General features: G+C 52.2%; 14 protein-coding genes. 2 read left to right on the forward strand and 12 right to left on the reverse strand.

Going from position 1 to position 17677, the window contains the following annotated elements:
* Positions 1–25 precede the first annotated feature (25 nt).
* The 5 genes from hisS to NSQ46_RS22090 all read right to left on the reverse strand — a co-directional run bounded on the left by hisS (position 26) and on the right by NSQ46_RS22090 (position 6218).
* Positions 26–1279, reverse strand: coding sequence for a histidine--tRNA ligase (gene hisS, locus NSQ46_RS22070; RefSeq protein ID WP_342574691.1), 1254 nt, complete (start codon positions 1277–1279; stop codon positions 26–28).
* Positions 1280–1971: 692 nt separating this feature from the next.
* Positions 1972–2418 carry a hypothetical protein gene (locus NSQ46_RS22075; RefSeq protein WP_007133182.1) on the reverse strand — a complete coding sequence of 149 codons (447 nt, stop codon included), beginning with the start codon at positions 2416–2418 and terminating at the stop codon, positions 1972–1974.
* Positions 2419–2496: 78 nt separating this feature from the next.
* Positions 2497–3003 (reverse strand): type 1 glutamine amidotransferase domain-containing protein, encoded by a 507-nt coding sequence (locus NSQ46_RS22080; protein ID WP_342574693.1) that lies wholly within the window; start codon positions 3001–3003, stop codon positions 2497–2499.
* A gap of 472 nt (positions 3004–3475) precedes the next feature.
* Positions 3476–3922 (reverse strand): D-aminoacyl-tRNA deacylase, encoded by a 447-nt coding sequence (gene dtd / locus NSQ46_RS22085; protein ID WP_007133178.1) that lies wholly within the window; start codon positions 3920–3922, stop codon positions 3476–3478.
* A 115-nt stretch (positions 3923–4037) separates the two neighbouring features.
* The gene (locus NSQ46_RS22090) at positions 4038–6218 is read right to left on the reverse strand and encodes a bifunctional (p)ppGpp synthetase/guanosine-3',5'-bis(diphosphate) 3'-pyrophosphohydrolase (RefSeq protein WP_007133177.1); all 2181 of its coding nucleotides are present in this window, start codon (positions 6216–6218) and stop codon (positions 4038–4040) included.
* A 334-nt stretch (positions 6219–6552) separates the two neighbouring features.
* Here NSQ46_RS22090 and uraA point away from each other — a divergent pair, with 334 nt between their 5' ends.
* Positions 6553–7854 (forward strand): uracil permease, encoded by a 1302-nt coding sequence (gene uraA / locus NSQ46_RS22095; RefSeq protein WP_342574695.1) that lies wholly within the window; start codon positions 6553–6555, stop codon positions 7852–7854.
* A 330-nt stretch (positions 7855–8184) separates the two neighbouring features.
* On the opposite strand, the gene NSQ46_RS22100 is transcribed toward uraA, so the two are convergent.
* From NSQ46_RS22100 to NSQ46_RS22125, 6 genes are all read right to left on the reverse strand, one after another.
* Positions 8185–8700, reverse strand: a complete 516-nt coding sequence (locus tag NSQ46_RS22100; protein ID WP_007133175.1) for an adenine phosphoribosyltransferase — start codon at positions 8698–8700, stop codon at positions 8185–8187.
* Between the two features lie 26 nt (positions 8701–8726).
* Positions 8727–11126, reverse strand: coding sequence for a single-stranded-DNA-specific exonuclease RecJ (gene recJ / locus NSQ46_RS22105; protein ID WP_007133174.1), 2400 nt, complete (start codon positions 11124–11126; stop codon positions 8727–8729).
* A gap of 60 nt (positions 11127–11186) precedes the next feature.
* A complete protein-coding gene (locus tag NSQ46_RS22110) occupies positions 11187–12155 on the reverse strand; it encodes a cation diffusion facilitator family transporter (RefSeq protein ID WP_007133173.1) in 969 nt (322 codons plus the stop codon).
* Positions 12156–12251: 96 nt separating this feature from the next.
* Entirely contained in the window at positions 12252–13172 is a 921-nt protein-coding gene (secF, locus tag NSQ46_RS22115; protein ID WP_007133172.1) for a protein translocase subunit SecF, read from the reverse strand.
* On the reverse strand, positions 13162–14412 hold the full coding sequence (secD, locus tag NSQ46_RS22120; protein ID WP_007133171.1) for a protein translocase subunit SecD: 1251 nt from the start codon (positions 14410–14412) through the stop codon (positions 13162–13164). Before secD ends, secF begins: the two co-directional genes overlap by 11 nt.
* Before the next feature lie 131 nt (positions 14413–14543).
* Positions 14544–14804, reverse strand: a complete 261-nt coding sequence (locus NSQ46_RS22125; protein ID WP_007133170.1) for a post-transcriptional regulator — start codon at positions 14802–14804, stop codon at positions 14544–14546.
* Between the two features lie 204 nt (positions 14805–15008).
* Here NSQ46_RS22125 and spoVB point away from each other — a divergent pair, with 204 nt between their 5' ends.
* Positions 15009–16607, forward strand: coding sequence for a stage V sporulation protein B (gene spoVB / locus NSQ46_RS22130; RefSeq protein WP_040740405.1), 1599 nt, complete (start codon positions 15009–15011; stop codon positions 16605–16607).
* Here spoVB and NSQ46_RS22135 read toward each other — a convergent pair.
* The gene (locus NSQ46_RS22135; RefSeq protein WP_007133168.1) at positions 16604–17551 is read right to left on the reverse strand and encodes a DUF421 domain-containing protein; all 948 of its coding nucleotides are present in this window, start codon (positions 17549–17551) and stop codon (positions 16604–16606) included. The genes spoVB and NSQ46_RS22135 overlap by 4 nt on opposite strands.
* Positions 17552–17677: the final 126 nt, after the last annotated feature.

Genomic DNA, 17677 nt, shown 5'->3' on the forward strand with positions numbered 1-17677 from the left:
ATAATTAGCCGCTGATCGCGGGTGGTTAAACAAGTTCTTCAAACAGCTGTCCCAGCTTCACCGTGCGCTGCTCGCCGCTTTCCATGGATTTCAGCGAAATTTCCCCGCGGGCAAGCTCGTCATCACCCAATATGGCCGTATAGCGCGCGTTCAGACGATCGGCGGATTTCATTTGAGCTTTCATTTTCCGCCCGAGATAGTCCCGTTCTGCGGAAATGCCTTTGCCGCGCAGCTCGTAAATGATCTTTACGACTTCCCGCTCGGCTGCTTCGCCGAGGGCCACCAAGTACACATCCAGCGGTTTTACGCCCGCCAGGTCTATGCCCTGGTGCTCCAAAATAAGCTGTATGCGCTCGAGGCCGATCCCGAAGCCGATGCCCGGCTGATCCGGTCCGCCGATCTGGTCCACCAATCCGTTAAAGCGTCCGCCCCCGCCGACCGTATCGATAGCGCCGATCCCCTGCGCCTTGAATTCGAAAGCGGTATGCGTGTAATAATCGAGGCCGCGAACAAGCCTCGGATTAATCTCGTACTCGATGTTCATTGCATCCAGATAGCTCTGCACCTTACCGAAGTGAACGCTGCATACCTCGTCCAAGCTGTCCAGGATGGAAGGCGCATCCGTGAATTTGTCCTGGTCCTTCTTGCAATCCAGCACGCGAAGCGGGTTGCGCTCCATACGGGATTGGCAGTCCGAACAAAGATTGTCCTTCATCGGTTCCAGGTAAGCAAGCAGTCGGCTCCGGTAAGCCGCCCGTACCTCCGGCGTACCGACAGAGTTAATCTCCGCCTTCACGCCTTGAAGTCCAAGCTCCTTATAAAAGGTATAGCCAAGCGCGATAACCTCCGCATCCACAGCCGGATCCGCCGTGCCGAACACTTCGACGCCGAACTGATGGAACTGCCGGTATCTCCCGGCTTGGGGCCGCTCATAACGGAACATCGGACCGATATAATACAATTTGGTAATATCCGGCTCCCCATAGAGCTTGTTCTGCACGAAGGCCCGAACGACGCCTGCCGTTCCCTCCGGACGAAGGGTCATGCTGCGATCGCCTTTGTCCTTGAAGGTATACATTTCCTTCTCAACGATATCGGTCGTCTCTCCGACTCCGCGCTCGAATAATTCGGTCTGCTCGAAGATCGGCGTCCGGATCTCGCGGTAATTATATCTCCGGCACAAATCCCGGGCCTTCTCCTCGATCAGCTGCCATTTCTCGACCGTTCCGGGCAGAATGTCCTGCGTGCCGGTCGGCTTCTCAAATTTTTCGTTTGCCATCTTCATCCCTCCACATCCTACTGCTTTTTTCTTTTACAAACATCGCTTGAAATTAAAAAATCCCCCGCCCCGGCTGTCCAAAGACAACTGGGACGAGAGATGTTCATAAACGTATATCACCCGTGGTACCACCCACATTCCGGATCGGCCCCGCCCAGGCGTACATCATGTACTCTGTGCAAATCCTGCATCCGCTTCAACCGCGTAACGCCCGGCCGCGCAGATCGGCTACTGTTCCTGCCACCGGGGCTGCCGGTGCGAAGGTTCGCCGTCTGTTCTCGAGGAAGTCATTCGTCCATTCATCAAGAGAATCCTTACAGCCAAAGGGATTCCTCTCTGTTCTTGTGGGGATGGAGTACTTGGTCCCGTCATCAAATCCGATATGATGTTATCAGTATACCCGAAACATTATATTTTTAGATTCTAATGAACCGCCGAGCTAAAGTCAAGCAGCTTTGTAGAAATAACCCGAAAAAAGAAAAAAACCTACTGTCCGAATGCCGTAGGTCCAAAACATATATTATATAAAAAAGGGGGTCATGCTGTTATTATAAGCATCTAATATTAAAGAAAGATTGAACAAACATTACAGTTATATTACAAGCAAGAAAACGCTTTAAAAGGTTGTCGGGTCTCGTCACAATCAGCCGGTCTTGCGCTATCGCTTCAGAATAAGCCTGATTGTCTCGTAATTAATCGAATCGTTCCACGTACGCATGGTTCGCCCGAAGCTTATGGACAATCGCGTCGTAATCCTCGTCTCTTACCTTAACGGACAACGCATACTTCAATTCTCCGTAATCTCTGTCCGTCACGTCCGCTTCCCGCCATCCGTCTGAACGGTCGCCGTCCGCGCGGTCCTCCGCGAGGTCCCCGGTCAGCGCCCTGTCCCCTCCGATAACGACGCCGGGTGCCCCAATGACGCCGCCGGGCGCGGCCGCCGTACCGGCTCCCATCGTCGCGCCAGCGGTGCCCGAATTGTTCCAAGGCACTAGCGGCACCAGAATATTTGCCCCGCTGCGGATCGGGTCTTGCAGTTGACCCACCTCAAGCTGCTCGGTGTGGTAGGTCAGCAGCGACGTTCTGGCACCCTCTGCTTCATCTTCGGTCCTGAAATAAGCTTGAATTTGTTTCGACATGTCCATTCCTCCTTTTTTTCAAAAGCTATCGTTTTGAAAAGACTGGTCTTGCATGGACAAACTGCCTCCACTGCCGAATCAGAGAGCCTTCAGCAGCTCGCGTACAAAGGCCGGCTCATCCTTCGGCGTGCGGGATGTAATGAAATTCCGGTCCACTACAACCTCTTCATCCTTGAACTGCGCTCCGGCATTCACCATATCATCCTGAAGCGGCGGATACGATGTGATCGTTCGACCCTTCAGTAAATCGGCGCTTGCCAGAATTTGCGGTCCGTGGCATATGGCGGCAATCGGTTTGCCCGCACGGTCTGCCGCTGTGATGAACTGCAATATATGGGAATCCAGACGTAGATTCTCCGGTGAGGAGCCGCCTGGAATAACCACCGCATCGTAATCCTCTATATTTGCATCGGCAATCGCTTTATCGGTCGTGTACGAGGCCTTGCCTTGTTTCCCCTTCACTTCCTGACCCTGTTTCAAGCCGATAATCTCCGCCTCATGCCCCGCTTCCTTCACGGCGTCATAAGGTGTCTTCATCTCGGAATCCTCAAACTGATCTGCTAGCAGAAATGCAACCTTGCTCATCTGGCATGTCTCCTTTCACGATTGGTCCTCGATTTGTTATTACCCTGCCGAGCTTCTTTTATAACAACGAACTTCCGCAAGAATGAAGGGGGATGCCGGCTTAGACTCGCATTGAATATAACCCGCTTCAACAAAAAAAGCCCGGAGGACATCCCCCGGACCTTCTATCCATTCATGTATTCTTATTCCATAAAGAAGCTACGATCTCGGCAGCAGCCTTCGGTATTGCCCCTTCATTCTCAACGCCAGCACAGGATCCTCCGGCGAAGCCGAAAGCCGCTCCACTCCCGTACTCTCTCTTATGCCGCTAGACGGCTCACATGCTTTCAACCCGCTGCAAAGGGAAGACTTGGGGGATTGACGCATCGGTCGCATCACTCCTTCATTCGCTTGGTTGTGCAAGCAGAACCATTCCCCCACAGGTTGCCCAAAAATTCCGGGATCATGCATGAAAGGTCAGCACCGATAAGAGCTAGGAGGCACGGCTGTCGATGATAATCGTTACGGGCCCCCAGTTCGTAAGCGACACGTCCATCATCGCTCCAAATTTTCCGGTTTCCACGGTTAACCCTTTTGCCGCCAGCTCCTGGTTGAACGCCTCGTACAGCGCCTTGGCCGCGTCCGGCTTCGCCGCAGCCATGAAGTTCGGACGTTTACCCTTGCGGGTGTCGCCGTAAAGCGTAAACTGGGAGACGGACAGCACGGCTCCGCCGACATCCTGGACGCTGAAGTTCATTTTCCCTTCCTCATCCTCGAATATCCGGAGTCCGGCCACCTTGTCGGCTATATATTTTACATCCTTCTCGTCATCTTCATGGGTCACGCCCACGAGCACCATAAGCCCCTCTCCGATCCGGCCCACAACCTCCCCTTCAACCGTAACCTCCGCATGCTTGCACCGCTGAATGACAACTCTCATAACACTTAGCTCCCTCTGTCAAAAAATAAGTTACCACAATAATAAAAGGCCTGCTCCCTGAAGGGCAGCAGACCGTGAATTGCATCAGGCACCGGAAGCCCGCACGAAATAAGAATCACTGCATGATCCGGTGAACGGTATATACATCCTTTACCCGTTTAATGCGCTCGACGACCGAATGCAAATGATCGGTATTCCGAATCAGAATCGTCATATGAATCATCGCCATTTTGTTCTTGTCCGAGCGGCCCGTGACGGCGGATATATTCGTCTTGCTCTCCGAAACGGCCTGCAGCACTTCATTCAAGAGCCCGTTTCGATCATGCCCGGTCACCTCAATATCGACACTGTAGTTAGCCTCCACCGAGGATTCCCATTCGACCTCGATCACCCGAGCGGCATCTTCGCCTTCGCCTGTAGCCGGAAGGTTCGGACAGTCCGAGCGATGGACCGAGACGCCGCGGCCCCGTGTAACATAACCGACGATATCGTCTCCCGGAACCGGGTTGCAGCAGCGGGCAAAACGGACCAGCAGATTATCGATCCCTTTGACGCGAACGCCGTTCGTCGGACGGCTGCGCTTCTCGGCCGGCTTGATCTCCTTCATCTCGGAGGTCATCTCCAGCTGATTGGCTGCTTCCTCCTGCTCCCTGCGCATCTTCTCCGTTACCTTGGTACAGATCTGGGCGGCGGTAATGCCCCCGAAGCCGATGGCCGACAGCATATCCTCGATATCATTGAAAGCGAATTTCTTCGCCGCTTCCATCAGCTTATCATCGGTCGTCCATTCGGACACGTCAAGACCGAGGCGCTTAAACTCCCGCTCCAGCATTTCGCGTCCCTTTTCCACGTTCTCTTCGCGCTTTTCCTTCTTGAACCACTGCTTGATTTTGCTCCGAGCATGGGAAGACTGGGCGATCTTGAGCCAATCCTGACTCGGCCCGTAGGAATGCTTGGAGGTTAGGATTTCGACGATATCGCCCGTTTTCAGCTGATGATCCAGCGGAACAATCCGTCCGTTGACCTTGGCCCCGATCGTCCGGTTGCCGACCTCGGTATGAATCCGATACGCAAAATCCAGGGGCACCGAACCGGATGGCAGCTCGATAACCTCGCCTTTCGGCGTGAATACAAATACCAAATCCGAGAAAAAGTCCATTTTTAACGATTCAACAAACTCTGATGCATCCTTCGTCTCATGCTGAAGCTCCAGGATTTCACGGAAAAATGTCAGCCGATTGTCGAAGCTTCCGCTGGAACCGGAAGAGCCTTCTTTATACGCCCAGTGGGCGGCGATACCGTATTCGGCCGTGCGATGCATCTCCCACGTCCGGATCTGAACCTCGGTAGGCTCTCCGTTAGGCCCGACGACGGTCGTATGCAAGGATTGGTACATATTCGTCTTCGGCATAGCGATATAATCTTTGAATCGACCGGGCATCGGCTTCCACAGAGTGTGGATAATGCCCAGCGTAGCATAACAATCTTTAATATTGTCGACAATAATCCGAATGGCAAGCAAATCGTAAATCTCATTAAATTGCTTGTTCTTCACCGTCATCTTCTTAAAGACGCTGTAAATATGCTTCGGTCTTCCAGACAGATCCGCCTGAATGCCCATTTCATCCAGCTTCTCGCGGATGCAGACGATAACGTTGTCGATGTACTGCTCGCGCTCCGCCCGCTTCTTATGCATCAGATTCGCGATGCGGTAATACTGCTGCGGGTTCAAGTAGCGCAGCGCAATATCCTCCATCTCCCACTTGATCGCGGAAATACCGAGACGGTGGGCGATGGGACAGAAAATCTCCAGTGTCTCATAGGAAATACGACGCTGGCTTTCCTCGGACTGGTACTTCAGAGTCCGCATATTATGAAGTCGATCCGCCAGTTTGATCACGATGACCCGGATATCCCTTGCCATGGCGATAAACATTTTGCGGTAATTTTCGTTCTGCTGCTCTTCCTTGGATCTGAACTGGATCCGCTCGAGCTTGGTAAGCCCATCCACCAGCATGGCGCAGGTATCCCCGAAGCGCTCCCGAATCTCGTCAAGGGATACGGTCGTGTCCTCAACGACATCATGCAGCAGCGCAGCGATGATCGACAGCGTATCCATCTGCATATTCACCACGATGTCGGCAACCGCGAGCGGATGAAGAATATAAGGTTCTCCCGATTTCCGCACTTGTCCGTGGTGGGCTTGTTCCGCAAATTCATACGCTTCCCGGATGCGGAGAAGATCGGGTTCTTTAATATAGGCGCTGGCCTTTTCGAGTAATCGCTCTATGCCCATTTTGGAGTCCTTCTCTTCCCTTTCTATATAAAATGGAACCCGCCCTTGTCAAAACGTGCAGGTTCCCTCTTGATGGTTTTCCTCTCATTATGACGCTTGTGGCGGTTTACGTCAACCGTATGCGGGTTTCTCCAATCACGGACAGCGTTTCGCTAACAGTTACATACATTATGCCCTATTCCTGGCGGATAGACATCTTGGATTCGACAAGGCTTGCATCTTTTTTGACGGACTGCAAAAAATATTGTTGAAAAAACGAACGATTGTATTTAATCTATTAAAGATCGTACGCGAACGGTCCTATATTTAAAGTCCTATAGAGGAGTGGAATAACTTGCAACGCGAAATTCAGGTTGATGAAAAGCTTCCGCTTGGCCCCGGTTTCCTGCTGAGCCTTCAGCATTTGTTCGCCATGTTCGGAAGCACGGTGCTCGTTCCTAACTTGTTCGGTGTGGATCCCGGCATGATCCTGCTGATGAACGGGATCGGCACGCTGCTCTACATTTTTTTCTGTAAAGGGAAAATTCCTGCATATCTCGGCTCAAGCTTCGCCTTCATTGCGCCGGTTCTGATGGTGCTGGATGGCAACCCGGATGCCAACTACGGAAAAGCACTCGGCGCGTTCATCGTAACCGGGGTCATCTTCTGCCTGGTTGCCCTTATTGTCAAGTACGCAGGAACCAAGTGGATCGACTTTGTGTTCCCTCCGGCTGTCATGGGCGCCATCATCGCCATGATCGGTCTGGAGCTCGTTCCGGTCGCCGCAGACATGGCCGGCTTACTCCCTGCAGAAGGAGAGTCCATCAATCCGACAACGGTAACGATCTCGCTCGTAACGCTCGGCGTAACCGTGTTCGGATCGGTGCTGTTCCGGGGCTTTCCCAAAATCATTCATATCCTGATCGGGATCGTGGTAGGTTATGCGCTATCCTTTGCACTTGGCGTTGTAGAGACGGAAAAAATCGCCGAGGCCAGCTTCCTCTCCATGCCTGAAATTACGACGCCGGTATTCGACGCTACAGCCATCTTCAGCATTATTCTGGTCTCGCTCGTCGTGATCGTGGAGCACATCGGGCACCTGCTCGTAACCAGCAATATTGTAGGCAGGGATTTAGCGAAAGACCCGGGGCTTCACCGCTCCCTGCTCGGCAACGGGGTCTCCACCATTTTGTCCGGCTTCGTCGGCTCGACGCCGAACACGACCTATGGGGAGAACATCGGCGTCATGGCGCTGACGAAGGTATACTCGGTATACGTCATTGCCGGAGCGGCCGTCATTGCGATTCTGCTCTCGTTCTCCGGCTCGTTCTCGGCCGTCGTGGCCAATATTCCAACGCCGGTTATGGGCGGCGTATCCTTGCTGCTGTTCGGTGTAATCGCGGCTTCAGGCCTGCGAATTTTCGTTGAGCAGAAGGTCGATTTCTCCAAGGCAAGCAACATGATTATGGCGACGCTGGTATTCGTAACCGGCATCAGCGGCGTTTCCTTGAAGATCTGGACGGTAGAATTGAAAGGTATGGCTTTGGCAACGATCGTGGGCATGTGCCTCGCTATTCTCTTCAAACTGTTTGAAATAACGGGCCTCTCTAACGAAAAGAATAACGAACAGCCTATCACCGAGAAAATGCCGGACTAAAGCTGTCTAAGGAGCATCATGAAAAACAGCCGCAAACCTGCGGCTGTTTTTTTATATTCAATTGCGGGATTCTCTGTTGCAATAGCCTTTTAGTGCCCTTGTTATAAAGACATTGATCGGATGGACATGAAGTATATTTCAATCAAGGGCTTGAACCCCTTCTCCGTACCGCCTTCTCAATGGCATCGAAGGTTATTATTCCGGGAGAGCTATATCTCAATGTAGATCAAAGAGAGCTAACGGCTGCATATTCTTCAGCCTCCTGAACCAACACAAAAAGGTCCTGAGCCATCGCTCAGGACCTTTTTATTTCCCGGGAAAATTTGTCGTTTACTCGTATTTCATAAGCGTAAATACGTCGATTCCATCCAGCTTCGAACGCCCGTTCAGATCTGCAAGCTCGATCATAAATGCAGCGCCGACCACATTGCCGCCCAGCTGACGAATCAAGTTAACCGATGTGGAAATGGTGCCGCCGGTTGCGAGAAGATCATCCGCAATCAGTACATTCTGCCCTTTCTCGATGGCGTCGGTATGCATAGCCAGACGATCTTTGCCATACTCGAGGTCATATCCTACCTCAATCGTTTCGTAAGGGAGCTTTCCGCTCTTGCGAATCGGCGTAAAGCCGACGCCAAGCGCATAGGCCAGCGGTGCGCCGACAACGAAGCCGCGCGCTTCCGGGCCCGCGATCACGTCAATTTTGAGGTCGGATACCATCGTTTTCAGCTCTTCGATCGCTTTGCGGTATACCTCACCATTTTTCAGAAGCGTCGTAATGTCTTTAAAACTGATTCCTGGCTGCGGAAAGTCGGGAACGACGCGAATATAATCTTTAAAATCCAACTTAATCTCCTCCTGTATCATTACGGCTAAGAAACATCTTTAGTACGGGACATCATCCACTGGGTTAATTGTTCAGTACCGGCATGCAGCAAATGCTGTTCCATGTCCGCAAGATTGCTTAATTCCCGGAAATGCCGGGAAGCATCAAGCGGTTTCTTCTCCGGTTTCGGAACAAAGGTAATCCATCCCTTGGCCCGCTGGATGAACACCAATTCCTCAAATACATCCAGCGCTTTGGCAAGCATGCGCGAGGACAGCGAAGTTCGCCGCTTCAGCTGCGCCACCGCTTCCTGCTCCGGTACCGGCGAGGATGCCATGCCGGCAAGCAGAACATATAGCTGCTTGAACTGTTCGCGGCTCGGGATCAGCAGTCGTTCACGCTCATTCCGAGTCGGATGCAGCATGAATATATTAGGAACGTTGTGGAAGGCCTCCATCATCGCATCCAGCTGTTCGGCGCTCTCCGGTATGTCCAGCACGAACAAAACGGAAGTGTCTTCTTTAGGTTTGCTCTCAGCAATATCGTTATCCGGCATAATGCCAGCATTCCTATCATATACCCAAAGGCACATATCATACAATTGACTTTTTATTTCAGGATGTGAATCTTTTGCATATACGACGGCGGACCTGTCGGCTGAGCACTGCAGGTATGGCGCAAGCTCCGCTCTCCACCGTTTGATGGCACTTAGAGGCTCAGAAATCCCGCGGAAATCAAACACCTGTCTGGAAGACACCCGAAGGTCTTGAATCAAGAGCTGGAGTCTGCGGCTGCCGTTCCATTCATTCACGGACAGCTCCCCAAGAACATCCAAGACCGTGCCAGCCGGCAGCAGATCGGCCAGATGGCCGCTCCCGAAGAAGAGAGCATCGATCTGCTGACCCTTCTGCGCAATCCGCAGCTTCAGATGCTTGCCTTCCTTGCCGATTTTCCGTACTTCCTGTACGGTAACATCCCGAAAAATGATCTTGGGAACGGCGTTGGCCATCCCGAACGGTCCAAGCAGCTCCAGCTGTTCAATGACGGGAAGCGAGACGTCCGACATGCTGCACTCCATATCCGCTTCGCAAACTGCGGTAAAATGCTCTTCCCTCAGCACTCCATCAGCGAATTGCTGGAGCGCATGTTCAAATTCGTCCAGCCGGTCCCGGTGCAGGCTCATGCCTGCAGCCGAAGGGTGACCGCCGAAATGATCCATGACGTCCCGGCAGGAGCTTAAAGCTTCATAGATGTCCAGCCCCGGTATGGAACGAGCAGAGCCCTTGCAGTTGCCTGTCTCGGGATCGATACCAAGAATGACAACCGGCCGGTAGAACCGCTCCAGCACTTTGGACGCTACAATGCCGACAACCCCCACATTCCAGCCTTCGCCAGCCAGTACAATGACGGATGGCAAGCGCTCGCCCCATTTGACGTTAACCATTTCAATCGCTTCCTGTACGATCGTTTCTACGACCTGCTGCCGGTCCTTGTTCAAGGCGTCCAGCTCAAACGCCAGCCGCTCTGCTTCCTCCCGGCTCTCCGTCGTAAGGAGCGTAACCGCCCTGCCGGCATGATCCAGCCGGCCGCTGGCATTAATCCTCGGGGCCATGGCAAACGCCACGTTGACAGCCGTCACCTGCTCGACCTGGACCCCCGATACCTCAAGCAGGCAACGAATGCCTTCATACCGGGTTGACCGCATCGATTCGATCCCTTGCTTAACGAGCACGCGATTCTCGCCTGTCAACGGCATCAAATCGGCAATCGTCCCGATCGCAACGATTTCGAGCCATTCCTTTGGCGGCTCTCCGACGAGAGCCTGTGCCAGTTTGTAGGCTACGCCGACGCCAGCCAAGCCCTTAAACGGGTAGGGGCATGCCTTGATTTTCGGATTGATCAGCGCATAAGCATCGGGCAGCCGCTCCGGCGGTTCATGGTGATCGGTAACAATCACATCCATGCCGAGCTCATTCGCATATGCAATCTGATCGACCGCGCTGATTCCTGTATCGACCGTGATCACCAGGCTCACGCCTTGCTGGTGCGCCCAATCGAGCGCATGATTATGTAGACCATAACCTTCATTCGCACGGTGAGGAATGTATATATCGTAGGAGGCTCCCAGCTCACGCATTAGCTGAATCATGAGCGAGGTGCTGGAAACCCCGTCGGCATCATAATCGCCGTAGATCAGAATATGCTCCCGATCCTCCAGCGCTTTTCGAATACGCGGAACGGCCTCACGCATTCCCTGCATGAGATAAGGATCATGGGTAAGCTCAAAAGAGCCGTACAGGAATCTGTTCCCGTCTTCCAAGGATAAGACTCCCCGCGTCGCCAGCAATGATGCCACAACAGGCGATAGCGACATTTCCTTTGCGAGCCATTGTGCCGTATGGTGATCCGGGGCTTTTACCCGCCATTCATATTTGGAATACAGCACAGGATAATCACCTTCCTCTCTCCTGCCGCTTTCCTGCTGTCTTAAGTATAGATCACTTGATTACTGCGGCAGTGTTGGCGAATCATTGTCCAACAGGTCAAAATTCGACTTATACGGATAACCGGGATCATACGGAACAACGGAAACCTTGACATCCGAAACGAGCATAAACCGATGGGTCAGAAGCTTGCGAATGCGTTCGGCAATTTCTTGAGCCTCCAGCACCGACGTGCGCGGGTTGACGCTGACCATAACCTCCAGATTGACTTGGCGAACCTGGCCGTACTCCTGAACTTTAAGTTTCTCGACCGTAATGACGCCATGAACGCGCTGGATCGTATCCATAAATTCGGGCTCGAATTCATGCCGCTTCTCTTCCGTCAGCGTACCGTATACGGAATGAATGATGGAGATATACCCTTTGCGAATCACGAGGCACGCCACAATCAGAGCCGCCACGGAATCCATATAAATAAGTCCGTACCCGTCAAAATACACCCCCGATATGAATGACAAGAAAACGCCGATGATGACCGTGATCGAGCAATATAACGCAAAGCGGTGGTTCTCCAATATCGACTGCAGTCGATGGTCTCTGTTCTTTTTCATATGATGATACTGGTACTGAAATACCGCTTCATTGATGGCCAATGAGATGAGCACGGCAAGCAGCGCCGTTTTATCCGGTGCTTCCGGGACTCCGGAAGCAAACGTTTGGATCGCGGAAACTCCGATTTGAAGGCCGCCCATCATAATCAATACAGCGATTAGGATGGAGATCACAGACTCAGACTGCATGGATGGACCTTGCTTATTTCGTTCAGCGCTGCTTCTCCCGAATACCCGGAGATGCGGCAAACGGTCCGCCAGCAGCGACGCAGCGCTTGCTGACGAATACATGGCATCTGCCATCAAAGCCTTACTGTTTAACAGATAGCCGGCAATGCCTTTGAAGACTGCCAAGGCGAAATCTGTCACAATGCCTGTCCAGAGGACAGCTTCCGTTTGGTTCGATCGTCCGTTCCTCACTTGAGGTCCCCCCCAATCATGCACGCTATAAGGCAGCTAACTTTTGAAAGCCGCGTCGCCTGCGACGCGGCTTTCATGTGTATAGGATCGATGTGATTAAATCTCGATTTTATCTTTGTTCGGCTTCACTGCTTTTTGCGGCTTGTTGCTGACATTTTTCCCTTTAAGCACAAGCCACAACGGGCTTGCGATGAAGATCGACGAGTACGCACCGATCAAGAGACCGATACAGATCGCCAAGGAGAACATCCGAATCGATTCACCGCCGAGTATAAGCATGAACAATGCAGCGATAAACACCGACAATGCGGTATAGATCGAACGCCCAATCGTCTGGGACAAGCTTTTGTTGACCAGCTCGACCAAATCGGAACGGCGTTTAATTTTGGCAAAGCGCAGATTTTCCCGGATCCGGTCAAAGATAACAATCGTATCATTGATCGAATAACCGATAATGGTCAGCACCGCGATAATAAAGGTAAGGTCGACCTCCAGCCCCAGAATCGAGAATATGCTGACGACGACAAAGGCGTCATGCAGCAATGCTACGATGGCTGCAAGGGCGAACCGCCACTCGAACCGAATGCTGACATAAATGATAATCCCGATACAGGACAGCAGCACCGCATAGATAGCGTTGCGTCCAAGCTCCTTAGCCATCTCGGGATCTACCGTGTTGACTTCAAAGGTAGCCGAGGGGTCCAGCTTTTGAACCGCCGTCCGCAGCTTGCTGTCCTGATCCTCGCTCAGCACGTCGCTGAACCGGATATTGATGCGGTCTGTCCCTTCCGTGATGCTGGCATCCTCGCCGATCCCGATTTCATTCAGCACCGGCTGAACCTGTTCGCTCGTCAGCTGCTGCTTAAAAGATATGTCTACGTTCGAACCGGAGCGGAAATCAACGCCGTAGTTCAGCCCCCGCATCAGCAGGAATACCAAGCCCAGAACGGTTATGACAATAGAGAAGATAAAGAAGATTTTACTTTTGCCGACATAATTGAAGTTTTTAAAGCTCACGAATGTCACGCTCCTTTACACCGTAATGGCTCGGTTTGCCGGCCCAACCTATTCTCACAAGTAGATTGAGCAAGAAACGGGAGAAATAAACGTTCGTGGCGATACTGATAAGGATCTCCAAAATCAATACGATGGCGAAGCCTTTAACGGCACCCGTACCGAATGCGAACATGACAGCCGCAACGAGAATCGTCGTCACGTTCGAGTCCATGATCGCGCGCAGCGAAGACTTGCCTCCGGCTTTTACCGCAGAAGCGACGCTCTTACCTGTTCTAATCTCTTCCCGGATCCGTTCATAGGTTATGATGTTGGCGTCAACCGCCATACCTACCCCGAGAATGAACGCTGCAATCCCCGGCAGGGTCAAGGTAAAGTCTGCCCATACAAACACGAGAATCAGCAGCCATGTATGCAGAATGAGTGCAAAGCTTGCCAGCAAGCCAGGAATGCGGTATCGGATGATCATAAACAGCAGGATTGCAACCGACGCCAAAAGACCTGCCTGAAGCGTCTTCGTTAGAGACTGCATGCCAAGGGTAGCCCCAACGCTCTGCGAATACTTCTCAACCAGCTTGAGCGGCAATGCGCCAAGGTTGATCGTATCGCGGATTTGCTTCGCCTCATCCAGCGTATAACTACCTGTAATTTGAGCGGAACCATCCGTCAGCACGGCTTGTACCGTCGGAGCGGACAGCAGCTGGTCATCCATAAAGATTGCCAATTCCTGACCGAGCAGGCGTTCCGTAATTTCAGCAAACTTTGCTTTGTCTTTCACCTTAATGTCTATCATAGGCTGATTCAGTTGGTCATAGGCAATGGATGCGCCATTCTCCACAAAATCATTGCCCCGAAGCTCGATTTTACAGAACTCCTCGCCTTCTTTACAGCCGTCATTGCTTCGGAATGTAAGGTTTGCAGGTTCCTTCATCGTCTTCCGAACCTCGGCCTCATCCGTCACGCCGGCCACTTTCAAACGAATGCGGTTGGTTCCTTCCGGTGTAACCTCCGGCTCTGTTGTGCCGAGCGCATCTGCGCGCTTTTGCAAGCTCTTCGCAGTTTCCTGCAATGCTTCTTTCGTGACTTGCTGCCCTTCCATCAACGGCTCCGCTTCATAAAGTATTTCAAAGCCGCCCTTCAGATCTAGACCTAGGCGGACATCTTTCAGCAAGCCTGGAGTTGTAACGGCCATTATAATGGTAAGCCCGAGCACGGTAACGATGAAACTGATGATTCTTTTCATGCCGTCCCTTTTTCCCCCTTTTTACTCAATATTCCTATTATAGCGATGTCATAAAACCCAGTCAATTTATCAAAATTTGTCGGGATGAGGATCAATCATATATACGGCAAGTCAAAAAGGGACCTCTTTCATTAATCGAAAGACGATCCCTTATATGCTGATATTGTCATATAATTCATTAAGCTCATTGCCTTTAAAGATAAGATATCGTTGACCAGTTTATGGAGGGACGGAACGCCTTCCTTCTCATATTTGCTATTGACGCAGTTCCAGATATCATCCGTCGTCACGTGCTCGTAGCCTATGAGGTGCATCTCCTCGACTTTGCTTTGGCATACCATTTCGATGGTGCTCATCAATTCGTCCTCAGTCATAGGTGTCAGTTGTTCCATGACGTATAGCCTCCTCCCTGTCGTCTCCTTTGATAGATTCGACTCCTAAAGCCTGTTTCCTTCTATTCGTACCATGACCGCGTCAAAAAGTAAAGTCATCATATGGGACAGGTAGGGCATATCCATAAGAATAACGTTAATTTGGCGGTTCATACAGGAAAACAAGCCCTTAAATTCAGCCTCAACCAGGGAGTGGGATGGACAGTGAACAAGCAATCGTTTATCAAAGGAACATTAATCTTACTAGCTGCAGGCATACTGAACCGTATCCTCGGTTTCATTCCCCGCATCGCCCTGCCACGAATCATCGGTCCGGAAGGCGTTGGCATTTACCAGCTCGGTTATCCCTTCTTTATCGTTCTTGTTACGATCATTACCGGCGGAATTCCGCTTGCCATTGCCAAAATGGTCGCCGAAGCGGAAGGCGCCGGAAAGCGGGATGCTTCCAAGCAAATTCTCCAAGTCAGCCTGATGCTGACGCTGACAGCCGGAACGCTCTTTATGGCATTGAGCCTGCTGCTGGCTCCTTGGGTCACGGGGGTCCTTCTGCCGGACGAGCGGGTGTTCCAGACCTTCATCAGCATGACGCCCATGCTTATTATCATCGCGGTCTCTTCCGTATACAGGGGCTACTTCCAGGGCAAACAAAACATGATTCCCTCCGCGAGCTCCTCCGTCATCGAGACGATCGTCCGAATCGTATGCATGCTGTGGTTTGCCCATCTCTTCATGCCTAAAGGCATCGAGTACGGAGCGGCTGGAGCAATGCTTGGCACTGCCGTAGGCGAACTGATCGGGATGGTTGCCCTGCTGCTGCAGTATGCCGGCGAAGAGCGCCGAAACGGCAAGCTCCTGCCCAAATCGCCTCCTCCGGACACATCCGGGTTAAAAGAATCAGCGGATACAACCCGAGGGATTCTGAAGCGGCTGGCAGGAATCGCGATTCCGGTCACCGGAGGCCGAATGGTAGGCTCCTTCTCCTACCTGCTTGAAACCATTCTTACGAACCGCAGCCTTGCTCTGGCCGGCATCGCTACAACCGTCGCGACCGCCCAATACGGCGCCCTTCAGGGGATGGTCATACCGCTGCTGCTGCTTCCGGGGGCGCTCACGGTATCACTCGCCATCTCCCTGGTTCCTTCTCTCTCGGAGGCCTCCGCGCGTAATGACCGGGTGACCATACATAAACGGATGAACCAGTCACTTCGACTGGCTCTCGTATCAGGCGCCCCCTTTGCCGTTGTTATGTATGTCCTGGCCGAACCGCTGTGCCTGCTTCTGTACGATAACCGGGAGGTCGGAACCATGCTTAAAATAATGGCTCCCTTCGCGCTGTTTCTTTACGTGCAGTCCCCGCTACAAGCAGCGCTGCAGGCGCTGGATCGGCCAGGAAGAGCCCTTGTCAACACTTTGATCGGAGCCCTGATTAAAATGAGCCTGATCGTCTATCTGGCATCCAATCCGGCCTTCGGCATCAAGGGGGCGGTCATAGCCATTCTCGTGAACAGCGTTGCGGTCACCGTGCTGCACGGCTTCAGTCTGTCCCGGCTGATCGGATTTCGCTTCCGTTGGCTCGATTACATCAAAACGGCGGCCGTCATGCTGATCATGGGGGCTTCGATTCTCTATGGATATAACCATCTGCCGTTTAGTACACAGCCATGGCTTCAATTTCTTACGTCCGTTACCGTAGGCTTCGCCGTCTATTTGGCCGTCATCTTTATGACCAGACTGGTGACGCCGCGCGATCTGGAGCGCGTTCCCGTGGTGGGAGCTTGGCTCAACCGCAGCAGCCGCCGTTAATCCTGCTCTTTCCCGTCGAGGTAGATCCGTCCCTTATGATCAATGGAGCAGAGGAATACATCCTCGAAATCGTTAAAACCATACTTTCGGATTTCGCCTTGGAGCCATGGCCGGTTTTTGTCGATGAGCTTCAGGTTTTCATCTTGCACCTTTCCGTCCATGATCAGCGGGATCGGCATCCCTTCATAGGTAACCTTATGGTAAGGAATATCGATAATTGCCTCTTGTGAAGCACTGCGGGTGGACATGGTTTGCCCGTTGCCGTTACCAGAGGAAGCACCACCGGTGGAGGTGGAAGAGCCGCTGCCGGAACTCGAAGGGTTGCTGTTGGATCCGGAAATGCCCTGCTGACTGCCACCTACGGAAGCCTCCGCATCGGACCTGGAAGCCGTGCTGCTGGATCCAGAGCTGTCCTGCTCGCTGCCGGACACGACAACCCCGCCCTGATCATCCGAGCCTGAGGAGCTGGCCGAGGAGCCTGCTGCATCCTCTTTGTCTTTAGGAATAATGGTTAGCTGACCGGTCGTTTCCAATATTGCAAACTCTACATCGGCCAGGCTGTCTATATCCTTGCCGCGAAGCTGCTGCATCAGATCATCCAGATTGTAGCGGAGCCTCGCCATCTCCTTGCGGTGAAGCTTCCCCTTGGATACTAGGATGCTAGGCTTGCCGTCAGCCAACAGACGGATATTTCGAAATTTTAATCCAAGATAGGCCAGCCCCACTTGAATCCCAACGAGGACGATAATCGGGGCGAGACCTTCCCAAATCGGCTTGTTGACATCCTCCAGAACAAACGCTGCAATCTCTGCAATCATAATCGAGATGGCAAGATCGAATATGGACAGCTTTCCGATCTCTCTTTTTCCCATAATGCGCATCGTCACAAAAATAACGGCATACATCAGAATCGTCCGCAGTATCAGAATCGTAATATGAGACATAATCAATCCCTCCTAGCTGGTCGAACATTCTCATGTACAGCTATTCTGACCTTCGGCATCCATTCCCATTCGAAGATTGACGATTAATTAATGGCAATCTTACAAATATCGAATTTGGCGGTTTCC

Origin of the sequence: Paenibacillus sp. FSL M8-0142 (genome assembly GCF_038597315.1) — a bacterium.
GTDB lineage: Bacteria > Bacillota > Bacilli > Paenibacillales > Paenibacillaceae > Paenibacillus_AQ > Paenibacillus_AQ lactis.